This is a genomic window from Cellulomonas sp. NS3 (assembly GCF_024757985.1).
Taxonomy (GTDB): domain Bacteria; phylum Actinomycetota; class Actinomycetes; order Actinomycetales; family Cellulomonadaceae; genus Cellulomonas_A.
Genome location: NZ_CP103289.1, coordinates 4597577 through 4614246 on the forward strand (window position 1 = coordinate 4597577; position 16670 = coordinate 4614246).

General features: G+C 76.0%; 18 protein-coding genes. 10 read left to right on the forward strand and 8 right to left on the reverse strand.

The features are described from left to right. Window positions 1-207 precede the first annotated feature (207 nt). Window positions 208-1578: a hypothetical protein gene (locus tag NXY84_RS20880; protein ID WP_258724950.1), complete on the reverse strand. Its 1371-nt coding sequence runs from the start codon at window positions 1576-1578 to the stop codon at window positions 208-210. A 132-nt stretch (window positions 1579-1710) separates the two neighbouring features. On the opposite strand from NXY84_RS20880, the gene NXY84_RS20885 reads away from it, so the two are divergent. The 3 genes from NXY84_RS20885 (at window position 1711) to NXY84_RS20895 (ending at window position 3219) form a co-directional block, all read left to right on the forward strand. Then, window positions 1711-2073, forward strand: a complete 363-nt coding sequence (locus NXY84_RS20885; RefSeq protein WP_258724951.1) for a hypothetical protein — start codon at window positions 1711-1713, stop codon at window positions 2071-2073. 39 nt (window positions 2074-2112) lie between these two features. Beyond that, complete coding sequence (locus NXY84_RS20890) at window positions 2113-2256, forward strand: hypothetical protein (protein ID WP_258724952.1); 144 nt, start codon at window positions 2113-2115, stop codon at window positions 2254-2256. A 267-nt stretch (window positions 2257-2523) separates the two neighbouring features. Continuing rightward, complete coding sequence (locus NXY84_RS20895; RefSeq protein WP_258724953.1) at window positions 2524-3219, forward strand: histidine phosphatase family protein; 696 nt, start codon at window positions 2524-2526, stop codon at window positions 3217-3219. Here the strand turns inward: NXY84_RS20895 and NXY84_RS20900 are convergent. Both NXY84_RS20900 and NXY84_RS20905 read right to left on the reverse strand, forming a co-directional pair. Next, window positions 3209-5509, reverse strand: coding sequence for an LLM class flavin-dependent oxidoreductase (locus tag NXY84_RS20900; protein ID WP_258724954.1), 2301 nt, complete (start codon window positions 5507-5509; stop codon window positions 3209-3211). The two genes, NXY84_RS20895 and NXY84_RS20900, sit on opposite strands and share 11 nt — an antisense overlap. Then, entirely contained in the window at window positions 5506-6420 is a 915-nt protein-coding gene (locus tag NXY84_RS20905; RefSeq protein ID WP_258724955.1) for an LLM class flavin-dependent oxidoreductase, read from the reverse strand. The genes NXY84_RS20900 and NXY84_RS20905 overlap by 4 nt, the downstream gene beginning before the upstream one ends. Window positions 6421-6515: 95 nt before the next feature. Between NXY84_RS20905 and NXY84_RS20910 the strand changes: the two genes are divergently transcribed. From NXY84_RS20910 to NXY84_RS20920, 3 genes are all read left to right on the forward strand, one after another. Beyond that, on the forward strand, window positions 6516-7028 hold the full coding sequence (locus NXY84_RS20910) for a MarR family winged helix-turn-helix transcriptional regulator (protein WP_258724956.1): 513 nt from the start codon (window positions 6516-6518) through the stop codon (window positions 7026-7028). A 141-nt stretch (window positions 7029-7169) separates the two neighbouring features. Beyond that, window positions 7170-8258 (forward strand): trypsin-like serine peptidase, encoded by a 1089-nt coding sequence (locus NXY84_RS20915; protein ID WP_258724957.1) that lies wholly within the window; start codon window positions 7170-7172, stop codon window positions 8256-8258. A 140-nt stretch (window positions 8259-8398) separates the two neighbouring features. Further along, complete coding sequence (locus NXY84_RS20920) at window positions 8399-8536, forward strand: hypothetical protein (RefSeq protein WP_258724958.1); 138 nt, start codon at window positions 8399-8401, stop codon at window positions 8534-8536. A gap of 31 nt (window positions 8537-8567) precedes the next feature. Here NXY84_RS20920 and NXY84_RS20925 read toward each other — a convergent pair whose 3' ends face one another. Further along, window positions 8568-9314 (reverse strand): class I SAM-dependent methyltransferase, encoded by a 747-nt coding sequence (locus NXY84_RS20925; RefSeq protein ID WP_258724959.1) that lies wholly within the window; start codon window positions 9312-9314, stop codon window positions 8568-8570. Window positions 9315-9521: 207 nt separating this feature from the next. Between NXY84_RS20925 and NXY84_RS20930 the strand changes: the two genes are divergently transcribed. Further along, a complete protein-coding gene (locus NXY84_RS20930; RefSeq protein ID WP_258724960.1) occupies window positions 9522-11159 on the forward strand; it encodes an RICIN domain-containing protein in 1638 nt (545 codons plus the stop codon). 122 nt (window positions 11160-11281) lie between these two features. Here the strand turns inward: NXY84_RS20930 and NXY84_RS20935 are convergent, their stop codons facing one another. The 4 genes from NXY84_RS20935 to NXY84_RS20950 form a co-directional block, all read right to left on the reverse strand. Then, window positions 11282-11788, reverse strand: a complete 507-nt coding sequence (locus NXY84_RS20935) for an FBP domain-containing protein (RefSeq protein WP_258724961.1) — start codon at window positions 11786-11788, stop codon at window positions 11282-11284. Between the two features lie 546 nt (window positions 11789-12334). Beyond that, window positions 12335-13093 carry an anti-sigma factor family protein gene (locus tag NXY84_RS20940; protein ID WP_258724962.1) on the reverse strand — a complete coding sequence of 253 codons (759 nt, stop codon included), beginning with the start codon at window positions 13091-13093 and terminating at the stop codon, window positions 12335-12337. Next, window positions 13090-13599 (reverse strand): sigma-70 family RNA polymerase sigma factor, encoded by a 510-nt coding sequence (locus NXY84_RS20945; protein WP_258724963.1) that lies wholly within the window; start codon window positions 13597-13599, stop codon window positions 13090-13092. Before NXY84_RS20945 ends, NXY84_RS20940 begins: the two co-directional genes overlap by 4 nt. 20 nt (window positions 13600-13619) lie before the next feature. Continuing rightward, complete coding sequence (locus NXY84_RS20950) at window positions 13620-14294, reverse strand: YceI family protein (protein ID WP_258724964.1); 675 nt, start codon at window positions 14292-14294, stop codon at window positions 13620-13622. Window positions 14295-14498: 204 nt separating this feature from the next. Between NXY84_RS20950 and NXY84_RS20955 the strand changes: the two genes are divergently transcribed. The 3 genes from NXY84_RS20955 (at window position 14499) to NXY84_RS20965 (ending at window position 16654) form a co-directional block, all read left to right on the forward strand. Further along, the gene (locus tag NXY84_RS20955) at window positions 14499-15239 is read left to right on the forward strand and encodes an AAA family ATPase (RefSeq protein WP_258724965.1); all 741 of its coding nucleotides are present in this window, start codon (window positions 14499-14501) and stop codon (window positions 15237-15239) included. Window positions 15240-15361: 122 nt separating this feature from the next. Further along, on the forward strand, window positions 15362-15745 hold the full coding sequence (locus NXY84_RS20960) for a VOC family protein (RefSeq protein WP_258724966.1): 384 nt from the start codon (window positions 15362-15364) through the stop codon (window positions 15743-15745). 15 nt (window positions 15746-15760) lie between these two features. Beyond that, complete coding sequence (locus tag NXY84_RS20965) at window positions 15761-16654, forward strand: MerR family transcriptional regulator (RefSeq protein WP_258724967.1); 894 nt, start codon at window positions 15761-15763, stop codon at window positions 16652-16654. The last annotated feature ends 16 nt before the right edge of the window (window positions 16655-16670 follow it).

Below are 16670 nucleotides of genomic sequence, written 5' to 3' on the forward strand. Positions count from 1 at the left end.
CCGGAGACGCACAGAGCGGTGCGCGGCGACCCGCATCCCCGGGACGGCACCGGCCGCGGGTCGACCGGGTCGCGACGGGTCGCGCGGCCTCCCTGCATCTCCGCATCATGACGCGGCGACGGACGCGGCTCCAACCGCTGCACCGGTTCGCGACCGCCCGCCGGCGCTGCCGCGCGCCCCGCACCGAGGCCCGCGGCAGCGGCGACGTCAGCGGCCGAACGTGTCGACGAGCTCGGTCCCGGGGCGCGCCACGGTCAGGTAGCCGCCGCCGTCGAGGGCGGTCGGCACGGTGATGGTGCCGGTCACCGTGCCCGCGCGGGTGTCGAGGACGTCCACGATGCCGTCGCCTCCCCGGGAGACGTAGCCGGTGTCGCCGGCGGCCGTGATCGCCGTGATGGGCCTCCCCGGCGACGCCCACACCTCCTCGAGGTCGTCCTCGCGTGCGGGGGCGCGGCTGGGCGTCGGCAGCGGCACGGCGTGCAGGGTCTCGAGGAACGTGGGCGAGCCCGGGTCGGCGTCGACGACGTGCGCGACGTACCCGTCGGGGTGCATGCGGGCGAACAGCACCCGGTCGTCGGCCACGGAGAAGCGGAAGGCCAGTCCGTCCCCAAGGGGCCGGCGCTGCGCCTCGTCCTCCCCCGGCGGGACGACGAACAGGTCGTTGCGCCACTCGCCCCACGTCTCGCTCGACTGGTCGCGCACGTAGCTCCACACGTGCGGCGCCTCGGCGCCCAGGACGCGGAGGTAGTAGCCGCGGCCCCAGTCCCGGTCGCCCGCCGTCCAGCTCAGCACGCCCTCGGGCGCGAGCTCGCCGCCGTCGACGTGGACGCGCTCGAGCCCGGCGTCCGTCGCGAGGAGCAGGTGACCGTCGACGACGGCCTCGCCGTGCCCGTACGCGCCGACGTCGGTCGTGCTGGTGGCCTCCGCGGGCCCGTCGAGCACGTCCTCGAGCGGGAAGGCCTCGACCCGCCCGGCCTCGGCACCGTCCCGGTGCAGGAGCGTGTCGCCGACGAGCGCGATCCCGGGCTCCTCGGTCGCCACCGGCAGGGTCGCCACGGACTCGAAGGTCTCGAGGTCGACCACGGTGAGGGCACCCGTGCCGGTCTGCGGGTCGGCGGAGGTGCTCACGACGGCACGCGCGCCCTCCGGGTCGACCGCGATGTGGACGGCCGAGCCGGGGAGGTCGACGCGGTCGGTGATCACGGGCTCGTCGCGCGTGACGTCCAGGGCGAGCAGCTCGGGCGTGTCGATGTCGGCGAGCAGCAGGCGGCCGTCCTCGAGCTGCACGAACCCGGCGTGGTCCTGGACCTTGACGCCTTCCAGCGTGCCGAGCAGCTCGTGCTCCGGCACGGAGTACGTGTGGATCGCTCCGGCGGCAGGGTCGGCGACGACGAGGCGCTCCTCGGCCGTCCGCACCGCCTCGGCGTCGGCGGTGCTCTCGGGGGCCCGCGGCGCGGCCCCGCTGCACGCGCTCAGGGTCAGCACCCCGGCGAGCCCGGCGGCGAGGGCGCCGCCCGCGCGCCGTCGGCCGAGCGCAGGACGAGGGCCCGTCGGACCGGGTACGGATGGGGTGGGCATGCGGCCTCCTGGCCTCGGGCGTCAGCGACGCGACGGGTGAGCGCGCCGAACGTAACGCTAGTGCGACTCTTTATCAACAAGCGCCCCGAAGAGGCAGCGCCGCGCGACGCCGGGCCGCCCTAGGCTCGCCGCATGACCGCCGCCGACCCCGCCGAGCCCGCCCAGCCCGGGCCAGCCGACACCTTCGCCGCGGTCCGCGAGCGCGTCCTCGCCCTGCACCCCGGCGACGAGGAGGGCCGCATGCTGCACTCGCTCGGCCTGCGGACCGCCGGGAAGTTCTACGCCTTCGCCACCGGCGCCGACGTCATCGTCAAGCTCCCCGCCGCACGCGTCGCCGAGCTCGTCGCGAGCGGCGCCGGGAGCCCGTGCGAGACGAAGCCGGGCCGTCCGATGCGGGAGTGGGTGCAGCTCCCGGTCCGCGACGCCGACTCGTGCCTGACCTCGGTGCTCGAGGCGCGCGCGTTCGTGCTGTCGGTCCTCGGCGCCCGGGCCTGAGCCGCGCACCGACGCACGGGCCGGCCGGGGCGGGCCCGAGTGGTCCGGCGCGTCCGGGATGCGGATGGCCAGGTCGTCGCGGTCGTCATCGCGTATCGCGACCAGGACGGCGGGCTCGTGAGCGAGGTCCTCGAGCTCGAGGACGGGCTCGTGGTGCGCGGGCACGGGACCTACCTCGTCTGACGGGCCTAGGCGGGACGGCCCGCATCTCACCCGCACCCCGCGCCGGCTTCATCCCGCCCGCCGCTCCACCTCGCACGCACCCCGGTCGATAGACTGAGGCAGAGGCCCCGCTGCTCTAGCCCCCTGCAGCAGCGGGGCCTCCTCCATGCCCGGGACCGGGCCGCCGCTCCGCGGGTGGTCCGGACCGCCCCGATGACCGGGCGCCTCGGGCGCCGCACCGGACGACGGGCGGACGGTGAGCCCGAGCGGTGCGGCAGGGTGGTCGGCATGCCCGAGCACCACGACGCCGAGCCTGCCGCCCCGACCCCGGACCGGGTCGGGCCACGCCTGCGCACGCTGTGGCTGGTGACCCACGCCGAGGCGACGCACCACGCCGACGGCCTCGTCGGCGGGTGGTTCGACTCGGCGCTCACGCCCCGCGGGGCGCAGGACGCAGCACTCGGCGGGCAGGAGCTGCGGCGACGGGTGCCGCCCGACGCCGACGTCGAGCTCGTCTCGTCCGACCTGCGGCGCGCCCAGCAGACCGCGGCCGCCGTCGGGGCCGCGCTCGGGACGACGTCCTCGCTCGACGCCCGGCTGCGGGAGAAGTCGTACGGCGTCGCCGGTGGGCGCCCGCAGGCCTGGCTCGACGCGCGCTTCGTGGCGCCCCCGGCGTCGGGCGACCGGCTCCGGCACGACGAGGGGATCGACGGCGCCGAGCCGTGGCTGACGTTCGCCCGTCGCGTCTACGCGGGGGTGTCCGACCTGCTGAGCCGCCCGCGCGACCACCAGGTCGTGGTCGCGCACGGCGGCTCTGGCCAGCTCGTCGTCGCCGCGTGGCTCGGGGTGCCGGTCTCGGCGACCGGGTACGCGCGGTTCCGCCTGCCGGCGGGGAGCCTCACCGTGCTGCGCGAGGACGGTCGCTTCCACAACCGCGAGGTCACCGAGCTCGGGTCGACCGCGCACCTCGGGCTCAGGGCGTGAGCAGCGACCGGTCCTCCCGTGCCGCCCCGCGCAGCGTCGCGGTCACCGGGAGGTTGTGCCGGAAGACGTCGTCCGGGTCGTAGCGCTCCTTGAGGGCGAGGAGGCGGGCCAGGGTCGCCGGCGGGAAGGCGTCCTCGACGCGCTCGGGCCGCGGGTCGGTGTCGAAGCTGCCGTACAGCCCGGACCAGTGGTGGGCCATCGCGTCCCACAGGCGGTCCACCCGGTCCCGCTCGGACCCCATGGCGACGAGCGAGAACCCGGCGCTGCGGTGCGCGTAGGCCGTGGCGTCGGCCGGGACGTCGTTGACGGCGCCGCCCGCCGAGCGGATCTGGAAGAAGTGCACCGCCCCGCTGCGGACCAGGCGCTCGAGGTCCGTCGCGAGCCCGGGCGTCACGTGCTCGACGAGCGAGGAGCGGGACACCGGCTCGCCGTGTCCCCCGTGCACGTCGGCGGTCCGGCGCACGACACCCGTGTACGGGAGCACGTGCACGGACTGCTGCACCAGCGGGGCGAGCATCGCGAACGGCTGGAGGCGCTCGACGATCGTCTCGGGCACGTCGGAGTCGACGACCGCGAGCACGTGCGCGACGACCTGCCCGCCGCGCGGGGCGCCGACGATGAGGAACGGCGTCACGTCGCGCGGCGCGGCCTCGACGAGCGCGCCGAAGTCGTGCAGGTAGCCGGCGACGTCGTCGACCGCGAACGACAGCTGCGCGAACCCGACGTCGCCGACCTCGTCGACCTCGAACTCGAACGAGGTGACGACCCCGAGGTTGCCGCCCGCGCCGCGCAGGCCCCAGAAGAGCTCGGGGTGGTGCTCGGCGTCGGCGCGCACGACCGACCCGTCGGCCAGCACGACGTCGGCCGCGCGCACGTGGTCGATCGTCAGCCCGTGCTCGCGCGCGAGGAACCCGAGACCGCCCGCGGTGGCCAGCCCGCCGACGCCGACGCCGCCGTAGTCGCCCGACGTGAGCGCCCACCCGTGCGGCTGGAGCGCCTCGGCGACCGCTCCCCACCGCGCCCCGGCACCGATCCGCACGCGCCGCGTCGCGACGTCGAGCACCTCGATCCCGTCGAGGTGGCGCAGGTCCAGCACGATGCCGCCGTCGTTGGTCGACCGGCCGCTGATGCCGTGGCCGCCGCTTCGCACGGCGAGGGCGACCGGCTGGGTCCGCGCCCAGGTCAGGGCCACGGCGACCTGCGCGGTGTCACGGGGCAGCAGCACCAGGCCGGGCCGTCCGGCGCGGAGGTAGTTGGAGCGCATCGCGGGGTACCGGGTGTCGCCGGGCTCGACGGTCTCGACGCCCGCCGGGACGGTGTCGTACGCGATGCCGGCGCGGCGCGCGGTCCGGACGCGAGCGCTGCGGGTCGGCGCCGGGGCGGTGCCCCGCGCGGTGCGGGTCGCGGCGACCGCGGACCGGACGGCCGGGGCGACCTCGGTGGCCCACCGGTCGAGCGCCCCGGCGTCCTGGGTCGCGAGGAGGACCGTGTCGACGCCGTCGTCGACCACGAGCCCGACGACCTCCTCGACCGTGGGCACACCTGCCGCCCCGGCGAGCGTGAGCACGCGTCGCACGTCCCCCGGCTCCCGGCCGTGCCGGGCTGCGGCACGGTCGAGCTGCTGCTGCAGGCGACCGACGTCCGCGAGCGCGTCGCCCGCCGCGCCGAGGTCGAGCCACCAGGCGTCGGCCGTGCGCGCCGCGAGGTCGATCGACGCGTCGTCGGCACCGGAGACCCCGACGGGGACGTCATGGGCCGGCGCGGGGCCGCGCGCCGCACCCGGGACGGGGTGCGCCGGACCCGGAGCGACCAACGGGGTCCCGTCCGGCGTCCACATGCCCCGGACGACAGCCACGACCTCGCCGAGCGCGTCCGCCGCGCCGTCCGCTCCTTCGTCCGCCGCGCCGTCCGCTCCCTCGTCCGCCGCGGTCGTCAGCGCGAGCTCGACGCGGCCCCCGGTGAGCAGGTCGAGGCTCGCCACCGCCTGCGCGAGCACGGCCGGGGGGCCGTCGACCCCGAGCCCGTCGGCGACGAGCGTGATCCGTCGCGTGACCCCCGCGACCCACCCGAGCGCCGTCCAGGCGTCGAGCCCGACGGCGACGTCCGCGCCGGCCCCGTCGTCCGCGACGCGCGCGCGACCGCCACCTGCGCCAGGGCCGACCGCGAGCACGTCCAGCCCGCCGGCCTCCGCGACGGCGGCGAGCCGGGTCAGTGCCGCGGGGTCGCGCGCGTCGCCCCGGACCGCCGCGCCGAGCCGCAGCGCGTGCCCGGCGTCCCCGCGCCCGCTCACGCGCCCACCCCGGACGTCCGACGGTGCGCGGCCACGAGCTCCCGCAGCGCCGGGCCGACCTCGCCGCCGAACAGCCGCAGCGCGCGCTCGTCGTCCCCGGCCAGGACGAGCGTGCTGAACCCGTGCTCGAGCACGAGCTCCCCGAGCTGCTCGACCCACTGCGAGACGGGCCCCTGGAGCAGGCCGCCGTCCGACCGGTCGGTGAACGTGCCGCCGATGTTGAGCAGGCGCCGGACGTCCGCGGGGCGACGACCGGCGGCGAGCGCGGCGTCGTCGATCCGCGCGTTCGCGTCGCGCATGTCCTGCGGCGAGCCGAGGTAGGACAGCGACGGCAGCCAGCCGTCGGCCTTCTGCCCGGTGAGCGCGAGCATGCGCGGCTTGTACGCGCCGAGCCAGATCTCCATCGGGTGCGCCGGCGACGGTCCGCGCTTGGCGCCGTGGACGGCGTAGAAGGTGCCGTCGACGCGCAGCGGCTGGCGGGTCGAGTCGTCCCACACGCCGCGGATCACGTCGATCGCCTCGCTGAGCGCCGTGACGGCCTGGCCGGGTGTGAGCCGGCGCCCGCCCATCGCCTCGATCGCGTCCCAGAACGCCCCGGCGCCGAGGCCGAGCTCCACGCGCCCACCCGAGAGCCGGTCGAGGCTCGCGGCGGCGCGGGCGAGCACCGCGGGCGGCCGGAGCGGGAGGTTGAGCACGTTGCCCGCGAGGCGGACGCGCTCGGTGCGCGCGGTGGCGTAGGACATCAGCGTCCAGGTGTCGAGGAACGCCGGCTGGTAGGGGTGGTCCTGGAACGTCACGAGGTCGAGACCGGCGGCCTCGCTCGCGACGGCGAGCCGGACGGGCGCCTGCGGGTCGGCGTGCGTCGGGGTGAGGAACGACCCGAGCAGCAGGTCGTGGCCGTGGTCAGCCATGGCGGGCGGTCCCTTCGACGGATTCGCGTTGTCGTGCAGAACGTATGCCTGACAGACGATCTGCGCAAGCGACGTCCCCGGCGTATGCTGCGGGCGTGGAGACGACGACGGCAGCCGACGGCGGACGCCTGGGGCACGACGAGCTCGGGTGGAGCCTCGGCGTGCTGCTGCGGCACTACCAGGAGCAGGTCGGGCCCGTGCTCGACACCGTCCCGCACGGGCACCGCGGCTTCCAGGTCCTCGCCTCGGTGGTGCACGGCGACCAGCGCAGCCAGCTCGCGCTCGCCGGGCACCTCGGCATCGACCGGACCGTGATGACGTACCTCGTCGACGACCTCGTCGCCGCCGGGCTCGTCGAGCGCCAGGTCGACCCGGCCGACCGCCGCCAGCGCCGGCTCGTCCCGACCCCCGAGGGGCGCACGACGCTCGCCCGGCTCGAGGACGACGTCCGCGCCGCCGAGGACGCCGCGCTGCAGGTCCTCCCGCCCGCCGACCGCGCGGCGCTGCGCCACCTGCTCTCGGCCGCGGCGTGCGCGCTGCGGGGCATCACCCCGGCGCGCGACGTGTGCGCGGCCGTCGAGGACGAGCTGGGGCTGACCGCGGGCTGACGTCGTGCGTCGGCCCGTATGGCCCGTCCCGGCGCGCCCCATCGGGCACGCACCGTGCCCTCCCCGGCCGTATCCCCCGGCCCCGCACCGCCTCCACCCAGGAGACCGCCGACCCCCGGCGGCCCGACCAGGAGGCACCCCATGACCACGACACCCGAGAAGGTCGACGCCCCGGTGACCGCGCGCTCCCTGCGCCGGCGCCGCGAGGAGGAGGCCACCGAGGCCCCTCCGGGCGGCGAGTTCTCGCTCTACGAGTTCGCCCTGCCCGACGGCGACGACGTCGAGCTCGTGCGGGACGAGCGCGGCACCTACCGCGTCGTCGCCCGGACGCGCGGCGACGGCGTCCGTGTCGAGCCGCCGTACCCGACGCTCGACGTCCAGCGGCTCGACCGCGGGCTCGTCGAGCAGCTCGGCGACGTCCGGGAGCTCGACGGCTACCGCCCGCCGTTCGCGGCGCTGCGCTCGTGGCCGCACGTGCTCGAGCGCGCCGGGAAGCTCGGCGAGGACGAGGACCGGCCCGCGAACGTCTTCCAGCCCGACTCGCGGTACGTCTACCAGGACACGTCGTTCCCGTGGCGCATCGTCGGCCGCGTCTGGGGCGCCGGCGGGACGGGCAGCGGCGCGGTCGTCGGCCCGCGGCACGTGCTCACCGCGAGCCACATGATCGACTGGCACGACGACGGCGGCGCCGGGTGGGTCACGTTCTCGCCCGGGTACTACAACACCAACGGCCCGTGGGGCGAGTACCACGCGACCACGATCCTGTCGTGGAACAAGGCCGAGGGCGGGCTCACCGACCTCGAGACCGCGTTCGACTACGTGGTGCTCGTCATGGACCGGCCCGTCGGCGACCACGTCGGCTACGCGGGCTACCGTGCGTACGACGACGGCTGGAACGGCGGCGCGTACTGGCAGCACATGGGCTACCCCGGCGACCTCACCGGGACCCAGCGGCCCGCGTTCGTCGGCAGCGCGGTCGTGTCGTCGACGTCCGACGAGTCGGTCTCCGGCCAGGACGGCCTCGTGATGGGCCACTTCAACGACATTACGGGCGGTCACTCCGGCGGCCCGGTGTGGGGCTGGTGGGGCTCGGAGCCGTGGCCGCGGGTCGTCGGCGTGCAGTCCGCCGAGGCCGGCACCCCGGGCCCGACGACGTCCGGCGACAACGAGTTCGGCGGCGGGTCGGCGCTCAGCGCGCTGATCACGTACGCGCGGTCGACCTTCCCCTGACCGGTGGTGGGCGGCGCGTCGCGGGTGCGGCGCGCCGTCCGGCCGGGTCGTGCGCCCTCCGGCGCTCACGCGACGAGCGGCGCTGCCGATAGGGCGGGCAGCGCCGCAGGACGGACCTGCGCCCTGCCCCGGGAGTCACCGTGCCCCTCGTCGCCTGCACGTGCATCCGCTTCGTCGACCTGCGCACCATCGCGCTGCGCGACCCCGCCTGCCCCGCCGACGCCGTGCACGCACGCGCGGCGGCCGACGCGCGTGCCGCGGCCGACGCCACCGCCTGACGAGACCCCGGCGTCCGCGCGCTGACGCCCGTCACCCCGGCCGGCGGGCGTCCACGCGGTGCGCCAGGCCCGCCGTGCCCACCTGGTCGGCGTGCTCGATCACGAACCCGGCGCCGGCCGCGAACCGGCGCGGCTCGCGCAGCAGGTGGTCCGCCTGGAACCGCACGGCCAGCGGGTCGAGCACGCGCTGGAGCGCCCGGACCCAGGGCGACGACGCCGGCCCGTGCTCGACCAGCACGAGGCGCCCGCCGGGGCGCAGCACGCGCCGGGCCTCCAGCAGCGCGGCACCGGGGTCCGGCACGGTGCACAGCGCGTAGGTCGCGACGACGGTGTCCACCGAGCCGTCAGGCAGGTCGAGGTGCTGCGCGTCGCCCGCGCGCAGCTCGACGCGCTCCCCCAGCCCGAGGTCACGCACCCGGGCCCGCGCCCGGTCGAGCATCGCCGTCGACAGGTCGATCCCGAGGACGTGCGTCGCCGCCGCCGGGTACAGCGGGAGGTTGAGGCCGGTGCCCACCGCGAGCTCGAGCACGGCGCCGGTCGCCCGCGACGTCGCCCACGTCCGCTGCTCGCCGAGCAGCCGCCGCTCCGCGACGCGCATCTCGTCGTCGTAGCCGTCGGCGTGCGTGTCGAAGTACCGCCGCGCACGCTCGGTCGCGGGGTCGGTCGCACGCTCCGTCGCGCGCTCGGCCTCCTGGTCGGCTGCATCCCCCGGTGCGCGGTCCCGCGCACGCGCGGTCCGGCGCTCCGTCGCACCGCCCTCGTCGCTCGCGTCGGCCATCCGACGAGTGTGGCACCGGCCGTCGGGCCGGCGGTTGCCGTCTGAACCGTTTCATCGGGGCCGCAGGTCGTTGTGCCGCCTACAACGTTGTCCTACGGTCGGCGCACTCCCCGCACCCGTCCCGCGTCCGGCGCCCCCACGTCGTCGGACCCGCCGCAGCGCGGCCGGGCGACCCGCGGGACACCCCGACCGGAAGGGCCCGACGACGTGCACCTGACCGAGAACCGCCCACCCGCCCGCCGCCGACCGGCGGCGCTCCTCACGGCCGTCGCCGCGGTCGCCTCCGCACTGGCTGCGGTCGGTGCGGTCGCCGTCGCACCCGCGGCGAGCGCGGCCACCGTCGACCCGACCGCCTGGTACCAGCTCGTGAACCGGCAGAGCGGCAAGGCCCTCGACGTCGACGCGCGCTCGACCGCCGACGGCGCGCAGGTCCTCCAGTGGACCCGCGGCGACGGGTGGAACCAGCACTTCCAGTTCGTCCCCACGGGTGACGGCGCGTACCGGCTCAAGGCCCGCCACTCGGGCAAGGTCCTCGACGTCTGGGAGTGGAACGCGAACGACGGCGCCCAGATCCGCCAGTGGACGGACCTGAACGCCCAGAACCAGCAGTTCACGCTCTCGGACTCGGAGGGCGGACGGATCCGCCTGGTGAACCGGTTCTCCGGGAAGGTCGTCCAGGTCCAGGACCGCTCGACCGCCGACGGCGCCCTCGTCGTCCAGGGCACCAACACGAACTCCTACCACCAGCAGTGGGAGCTCGTGCCGGTCGGCTCCGGGAGCGGCGGGGGCGGCACCGGTGCGTGCGGCGGCGCGTACCAGGCGGAGGTCGTGCAGAGCGGCAGCACCTGGACGGCCCGCCGCGGCGGCAGCCAGGTCTACAGCGGGACCGACCTGCGCGCCGCGGTCCAGGCCGGCATCGACAGCCTGACGCCGGGCCGCACGAGCAAGGAGCGCGTCGTCGTCCGCGGGTCCGGGACCATGAGCGCGAACAGCCGCATCTCGCTGCGCAGCTACACGACCGTCGAGGTGTGCGGCACGATCCACGTGACCGGCAGCGGCACGGGCGACCAGGCGATCTTCTACGGCCGCGGCGTCACCGACGTCGAGATCACGCGCCTCACGGGCACCGGGACCCCGAACTACGGAATCTTCATCCGCAACGGCGTCAACATCACGCTCGGCCAGATCGACCTCCGGTTCGACCGGGTCGGCCTCGGCATCCGGATCGACAACCACGGCGACCGCTCCCAGCGGACCCGCAACGTGCGCATCGACAACGTGTACGTCGAGAGCACCGGCGCCGAGGGCGTCGAGACCTACGGCGTCGACGGCCTGACGATCGGGACGGTCACCGGGCGCAACACCGGGTACTCCGCGCTGCTGCTCAACGACACGAACCAGGCCACGGTGGGGACCGTCGACGCGCAGGGCGCCGGGACCGGCACGGGGTACGCGGCGTTCCGGATGGCCAACCGCAACGGCGCGAACGGCGGCTCCTACGCGACGAACATCCGCGTCGGGACGGTCAAGGCATCCGGCGGCGGCCGCGGGATCTTCTGCGTCTCCGAGAGCGGCGGCGCCGTGATCGACCGTGTCGAGATCTCCGGGACCGGCAACAACCCGATCCTCATCGAGAACTGCTACAACGTCACGATCGCGACCCAGAGCGGCACCGTCTCAGGCGGGGAGGTCCGCCTCGCGGCGCGCACGGAGTTCGCCGGGAACCGCGACATCACGCTGCAGAACCTCACGCTCACGAACGGCGCCCGGCTCCGCGAGAGCCCCTGCACCGCGAACCTGACGATCCGCAACGTGACGCCGACGAGCGCCATCACGCGCTGCTGACCGCATCGCCGCGCACGGAGCGCAAGGTCCGACGAGGGGTGGTCACCGACGGTGGCCACCCCTCGTCGCGCTCCCGTGCGCGGCGTCCGGCCGCGGGGCTGGCGCCGGCACCGCGTCGCTCGTCACCGCGTCCGCAGCACCTCCGCGACGAAGCGTGCGGAGCGCTCGCGCAGCCCGGCGACGCGCCGCTCGACGATCTGCTCGCGCACCGACTCCAGGTCGCTGCCCGCCTCGGCGCGCGTCGGCGTGCGTCGCACGTTCCGCGAGCACCGGAACTCGGTGCAGATCAGCGTCCCGATGGTGTCGCCGCGGCGGCCCAGCGCACCGCCGCGGCGCGCGACGTAGAGCGACACGTCCTCGGTCTCGACGACGTCCTCGCACCACGCGCACACCGCCCGGCGGCGCTTGCCCTTCGTGGCGTCGCCCGAGCGGAGCAGGACCCCGACGGGCTCGTCGTCGAGCTCGACGACGACGTACGCGGCGAGCGGCGCCTTGCGGTCGCGCCACCCCAGGTACTCGAGGCGGTCCCAGCGCAGTGCGTCGAGGTCGGGGAGGGTCGCCTGGGCCGCCTCGCGGCGGGAGGCGTTGACGAAGCAGGCACGGACCTGCTTCTCGGTCAGGGGGTTCATGGGGGGTTCTCGGCTTCCGGCGGGTCGGGGCCACCGGCCGGCGCACCGGACGGTGCACGACGACGCGTCCGCCACCCGGGGGTCCGGGCGGCGGGTGGCTGGTGGCGGGGCAGAGGGTCAGCCCCGCCCGCACGCTCACCGGGGCACGGCGCGCACGGGTCGACCGCCCGGGTGGACGGTGGTCCGGCGTGCTGCCGTGCTCGGGGTCAGAGGTGCGTGACGAGGCTCCCGGGTGCGCCTGAGCAGGCCAGGGCGGCCACCCCGCATCCCGCGATGCCCAGCATCCGCTCGCTCCCCGTTCCTCCGACGACGCGGCCGCCGCTCAGCACGCGGCGCCCGACCCTCGATGGTGCACCGCGCGGGGCGCCTGGGGCAACCGGGTTCCCCCGCGACGGTCCCGCGAGGAGCAGGTCAGCGGTAGTCGCCGACCTGGCGCTCGACCGGCACGGTGCGCTCGGCGAGCACGACCTCAGACGGCCGCGTGAAGTCCCCAGCGATGCAGGCCCACCGTTGTAGGCCCTGAACAGCGGCCTCTCCGCGTCGCCCTCAGACGTCGGACGTGACCTCCGCCGACGCGAGCGGCACGTCGAGCCCGACGACGCCGAGCTCGACCCGGCTGATGCCGTCGAGCGGGACCGCAGACGAGGCGCCGAGCCCCGCCGCGGCGCGCGAGCCCGTGCTCGTCCACGTCGCGACGACCGTCCGCTCCCCCGCCTCGTCGACCAGCACGAGCTCGTAGACCCCGACGGCCAGCTCGGCCGCCTCGTACTCGCACGACCAGTCCAGCCGCGTGCCCCAACGGGCCGGGACGAGCGTCAGGTCCGCGCTGACGCCGGACTGCCCGACGGGCGTCAGCGTCACGGTCCGCGCCTCCGCCTCGGCAACGACCGCGGGTGCGCGCTCGTCGTCCCCGAGCCGGGCGGTCGCCGCACCGCCGAGGCCGCTCGCCGCGACGAGCCCCGCGGCGGCGACCGCGAGGAGCGTGCGCCTGCGGCGGGTGCGCCGCTGCGCGGCGTGCGCGAGCGAGGCGATCGGCACGAGCGCCGCCGACGGCTCGTCCGCCGCGCCGGACGCACCCGGCCCGGCCACGCCGAGGTCCCCGCCGGAACCGCGCGCGGGCACGGCCGGCATCGCCACGTCCGCGGGCACCATGCCGAGCAGCGCCGGCATCCCCGCGAGGTCGCCCACCCCCTCCCGGCACGCCGGGCAGCCCGCGAGGTGCTGCTCGAACTCGCGCCGCTCGTCGGGCGCGAGCGCTCCGAGCACGTACGCGGCGTCCCACTCGCGGTACGGGTCGGCGGTCATGAGGTCACCCCTCTCTCCTGGAGCGCGAGCCGCAGGGCGCGCAGCGCGTAGTGCAGCCGGGACTTGACGGTGCCGGGCGGGATCCCGAGCTCCGCGGCGAGCTCGGCGACCGAGCGGCCGCCGTAGTACGCCCCGACGACGACCGCGCGGTGCTCGGCGGACAGCCCGTCGAGCGCGTCGCCGACGAGCCACGCGTCGAGCACGGCCTGCGTGCCGTCACCGGTGGGCGCGTCAGGCACGGCGTCCGTCGTGAGCTCGCGCCGCCGGTGGGCGCTGCGCACGTCGTCGACCACGAGGTTGCGCGCGACCGTGAACAGCCACGCGCGCACCGACGCCTCGGGGCGGGTCAGCACCTCGGGGTTCCGCCACGCGCGCAGCAGCGTCTCCTGCACCACGTCCTGCGCGCGGGCGGGGTCCGTGAGGCGCACGACGTACCGGTGCAGCGCGGCGCCGTGCGCGGCGTGCACGGCACGCAGCAGCTCGTCGGCGTCGGCGTCGGGGGTCATCGGTGCTCGTCAGGCTGCCGTCAACCGGCGGTCAGGCGCAGGTCGAACTCGACGGCGCCGGTGTCCTCGACGCTGACGAAGCCGAGGTTCGGGGCCTCGACGCCGTAGTCGGCGAACGTCACGGGCACCGAGCCGACGACCTGGACCGCGTCGCCGGACGCCGCGATCTGCGCGTCGACCGTGACGGGCTGCGTGACGTCGCGGATCGTGAGCTCGCCGACGAGCTGGGCGCTCGTCGCGCCCTCCTCGAGCTCGACCGGCTCCGTGAGCTCGAACGTCGCCGTCGGGTACGTGTCGACCTGGAGCGCCGTGCCGCGGAAGTAGTCGTCCCGCCGCGCCTCGTCGGTCGCGATGCTCGCCATGTCGACCTCGACGGTCGCCTCGGTGAGCGAGCCCTCGGCGACGGTCAGCGTCCCGGTCACCTCGTCGGTGCGCCCGGTCACCGTGATGTCGTTGCCGCTGAGCACCTCGTCGACCCGGTACCCGGCGAACGAGCCCTCGCCGATCGTCCACGTGCCGTCGGTCGCGGCCGGCGCCGCCGTGCTGCCGGCCTCGGCCGCCGCGGTCAGCGTGGGCGCCGCGTCGACCCGGCTGTTCTCGGCGTCCGCGTACAGCCGCGGACCCACGATGAGCCCCGCCGCGAGCACCACCACACCGACCCCCGCACCCGTGATCACCTTCGTGCGCTTGTCCATCGTCCTGCCTCCTGCCGCCGTCCGCCCCCGTCGCGACCCGGTCGAGGCCGCCACCCGGTAGACGAGACGCAGGGCCCGATGGTTCACCACGTGTCTGTGAGCCTGCCGTGGGACGGGGTCACGCGACGCCCGAACGCGTGCTCACCCCACCGTGAGCGTCACCCGCCCGTGGCAGGGTCGAGACGTCCGACGGAGAGGGAACCCATGACCGCGTTCAGCAGGCTGCCGGTGCGCCGGGTCGAGCGCGACCCGGGGTTCGACCTCTCCTCGGCGCCGCGGACCCGGTGGCCCTGGACCGTGCGGGCCGTCGCGCAGCTCGTCGACGACGGGCTCGACCTCGGGCCGCTGACGGTGCTCGTCGGGGAGAACGGCGCGGGCAAGTCGACGGTGGTCGAGGCCGTGGCCCTCGCGTTCGGTCTCAGCCCGGAAGGTGGCGGGACCGGAGCCCGGCACACCACGCGCAGCAGCGAGCCGGGGATGCAGGAGGTGCTGCGCGTGATCCGCGGCGTCGGGGGCGCGCGGTGGGGCTACTTCGTGCGGGCCGAGACGATGCACGGGCTGTTCACGTACCTCGAGGACAACCCCCGTGCGTACGACGGCGAACCGGCGTTCCACGAGCGGTCCCACGGTGAGGCGTTCCAGGCCATCACCGCGGACCCGTGGCGCTTCGGCAAGCCCGGGTTCTACGTGTTCGACGAGCCGGAGGCCGGCCTGTCGCTCCGCTCGCAGCTGCTCTTCGTCGAGCAGGTCGAGGACATGGTCGCGAACGGTGCGCAGGTGCTCGTCGCGACCCACTCCCCCGTCGTGGCCGCGCTGCGCGGGGCGACGCTGCTGCAGGTCGACGACGCGGGCCTGCGGCTCGTCCGCTGGGACGAGCTCGCACTCGTCGACCAGCACCGTCGCTTCGTCGCCGACCCGGAGGCGTACCGCCGCGGGGACTGGTGAGCGCGTCACCTGACGGCTCGGCGCGCACCCCTTGCACCTCACGTGACGTGAGGGCCTAGCGTCACGAGGAGCGGCGGCAACCGCCGCCGCCGCTCAGGGCACCGCACGCGAAGGAGCGGACGATGACACGGATGGTCCCGTACCTGACGGTGCACGACGGCGCTGCGGCGATCGCGTTCTACGCCGCCGCGTTCGGCGCGAAGGAGACCGGCGAGCGGTACGACGAGGAGGACGGCCGGATCGGCTTCGCCGGCCTGGAGATCGACGGCGAGCCGCTGTACCTGTCCGACGAGAACCACCAGTACGGCGCGTACGCACCCCGGACGCTCGGCCACGGCACGTCGTCGGTCGTGCTCCACGTGGACGACGCCGACGCGTCCTACGCACGCGCGGTCGCGGCCGGGGCGACGGTGGACCGGGAGCCGCGCGACCAGGGGGACGAGCGGCGCGGCTGGCTATTCGACCCGTTCGGGCACCACTGGGCGATCTGCTCGCCGCTCGGCTGAGCGGTGGGTGTGGCGGTGGACGACGACGGCGCGTCGTGGCGGGTGGGCGACCTCGCGCACGCGTCCGGGCTGACCGTGCGGACGCTGCACCACTACGACGACGTCGGCCTGCTGCGGCCCGAGCGGACCTCCGCCGGGCACCGGGTCTACCGCCGCGCGCACGTGGAGCGGCTGTACCGGATCAGCGTGCTGCGCCGGTTCGGGGTGTCGCTCGACGACATCGCCGCGGCGCTCGACGACCCGGGCTGGACCCTCGACGGCGCGCTGCGCGGGCAGCTCGCGGCGCTCGAGGACCAGGTGCTGCGCACGGAGCGGCTGCTGCACCGGCTCACGGACGTGACGTCCGGGCTGGCGGGGCCGCCGCGGGGCGAGGACGGCGAGGCCGAGGTGAAGCGGGGCGAGGACCCCGACGCCGGATCGGAGCCGCCAGCGACGCCCCGCGGCAGCGACGTCGACGTGTGCCGCCGGCTGCTGGCCGTCCTCGAGGACACCGCGGTCGTCGCGACCGAGCCCCTGCGCCGCATCGCGGTGCTCGTCTACGCCGACCTCGCGGCCGCGCACCGGCATCTCGTCGACGTCTTCGGGCTCACGCCCGGGGCGCTGCACCGGGACGACGACGGGGCGGTGGTGCACGCCGAGGTCCGCACCGCCGACGGCGTCGTGATGCTGCACCGCGTCGCCCCCGAGTGGCGGCTCGCGTCACCCGCGACCCTCGGGGCGGCCACGGGGATGCTGGTCGTGACGGTGCAGGACGTCGACGCGCACCACGCGGCCGTCGTCGCGCGCGGCGGCACGGTCACCTACCCGCCGACCGACCAGCCGTACGGGGTCCGCGAGTACGGCGCCCTCGGCCCGGAGGGCGAGCCGTGGTCGTTCTGGTCGCCGCGGGCCGAGCCGCCCCCGGCGTAGCCCATCCGGGTGCCGC

Coding starts and splice junctions, on each gene's coding strand:
- NXY84_RS20950 (WP_258724964.1), bottom strand. CDS start 14,294: ATGGACAAGCGCACGAAGGTGATCACGGGTGCGGGGGTCGGTGTGGTG.
- NXY84_RS20885 (WP_258724951.1), top strand. CDS start 1,711: ATGACCGCCGCCGACCCCGCCGAGCCCGCCCAGCCCGGGCCAGCCGAC.
- NXY84_RS20925 (WP_258724959.1), bottom strand. CDS start 9,314: ATGGCCGACGCGAGCGACGAGGGCGGTGCGACGGAGCGCCGGACCGCG.
- NXY84_RS20915 (WP_258724957.1), top strand. CDS start 7,170: ATGACCACGACACCCGAGAAGGTCGACGCCCCGGTGACCGCGCGCTCC.
- NXY84_RS20955 (WP_258724965.1), top strand. CDS start 14,499: ATGACCGCGTTCAGCAGGCTGCCGGTGCGCCGGGTCGAGCGCGACCCG.
- NXY84_RS20895 (WP_258724953.1), top strand. CDS start 2,524: ATGCCCGAGCACCACGACGCCGAGCCTGCCGCCCCGACCCCGGACCGG.
- NXY84_RS20880 (WP_258724950.1), bottom strand. CDS start 1,578: ATGCCCACCCCATCCGTACCCGGTCCGACGGGCCCTCGTCCTGCGCTC.
- NXY84_RS20940 (WP_258724962.1), bottom strand. CDS start 13,093: ATGACCGCCGACCCGTACCGCGAGTGGGACGCCGCGTACGTGCTCGGA.
- NXY84_RS20905 (WP_258724955.1), bottom strand. CDS start 6,420: ATGGCTGACCACGGCCACGACCTGCTGCTCGGGTCGTTCCTCACCCCG.
- NXY84_RS20935 (WP_258724961.1), bottom strand. CDS start 11,788: ATGAACCCCCTGACCGAGAAGCAGGTCCGTGCCTGCTTCGTCAACGCC.
- NXY84_RS20945 (WP_258724963.1), bottom strand. CDS start 13,599: ATGACCCCCGACGCCGACGCCGACGAGCTGCTGCGTGCCGTGCACGCC.
- NXY84_RS20960 (WP_258724966.1), top strand. CDS start 15,362: ATGACACGGATGGTCCCGTACCTGACGGTGCACGACGGCGCTGCGGCG.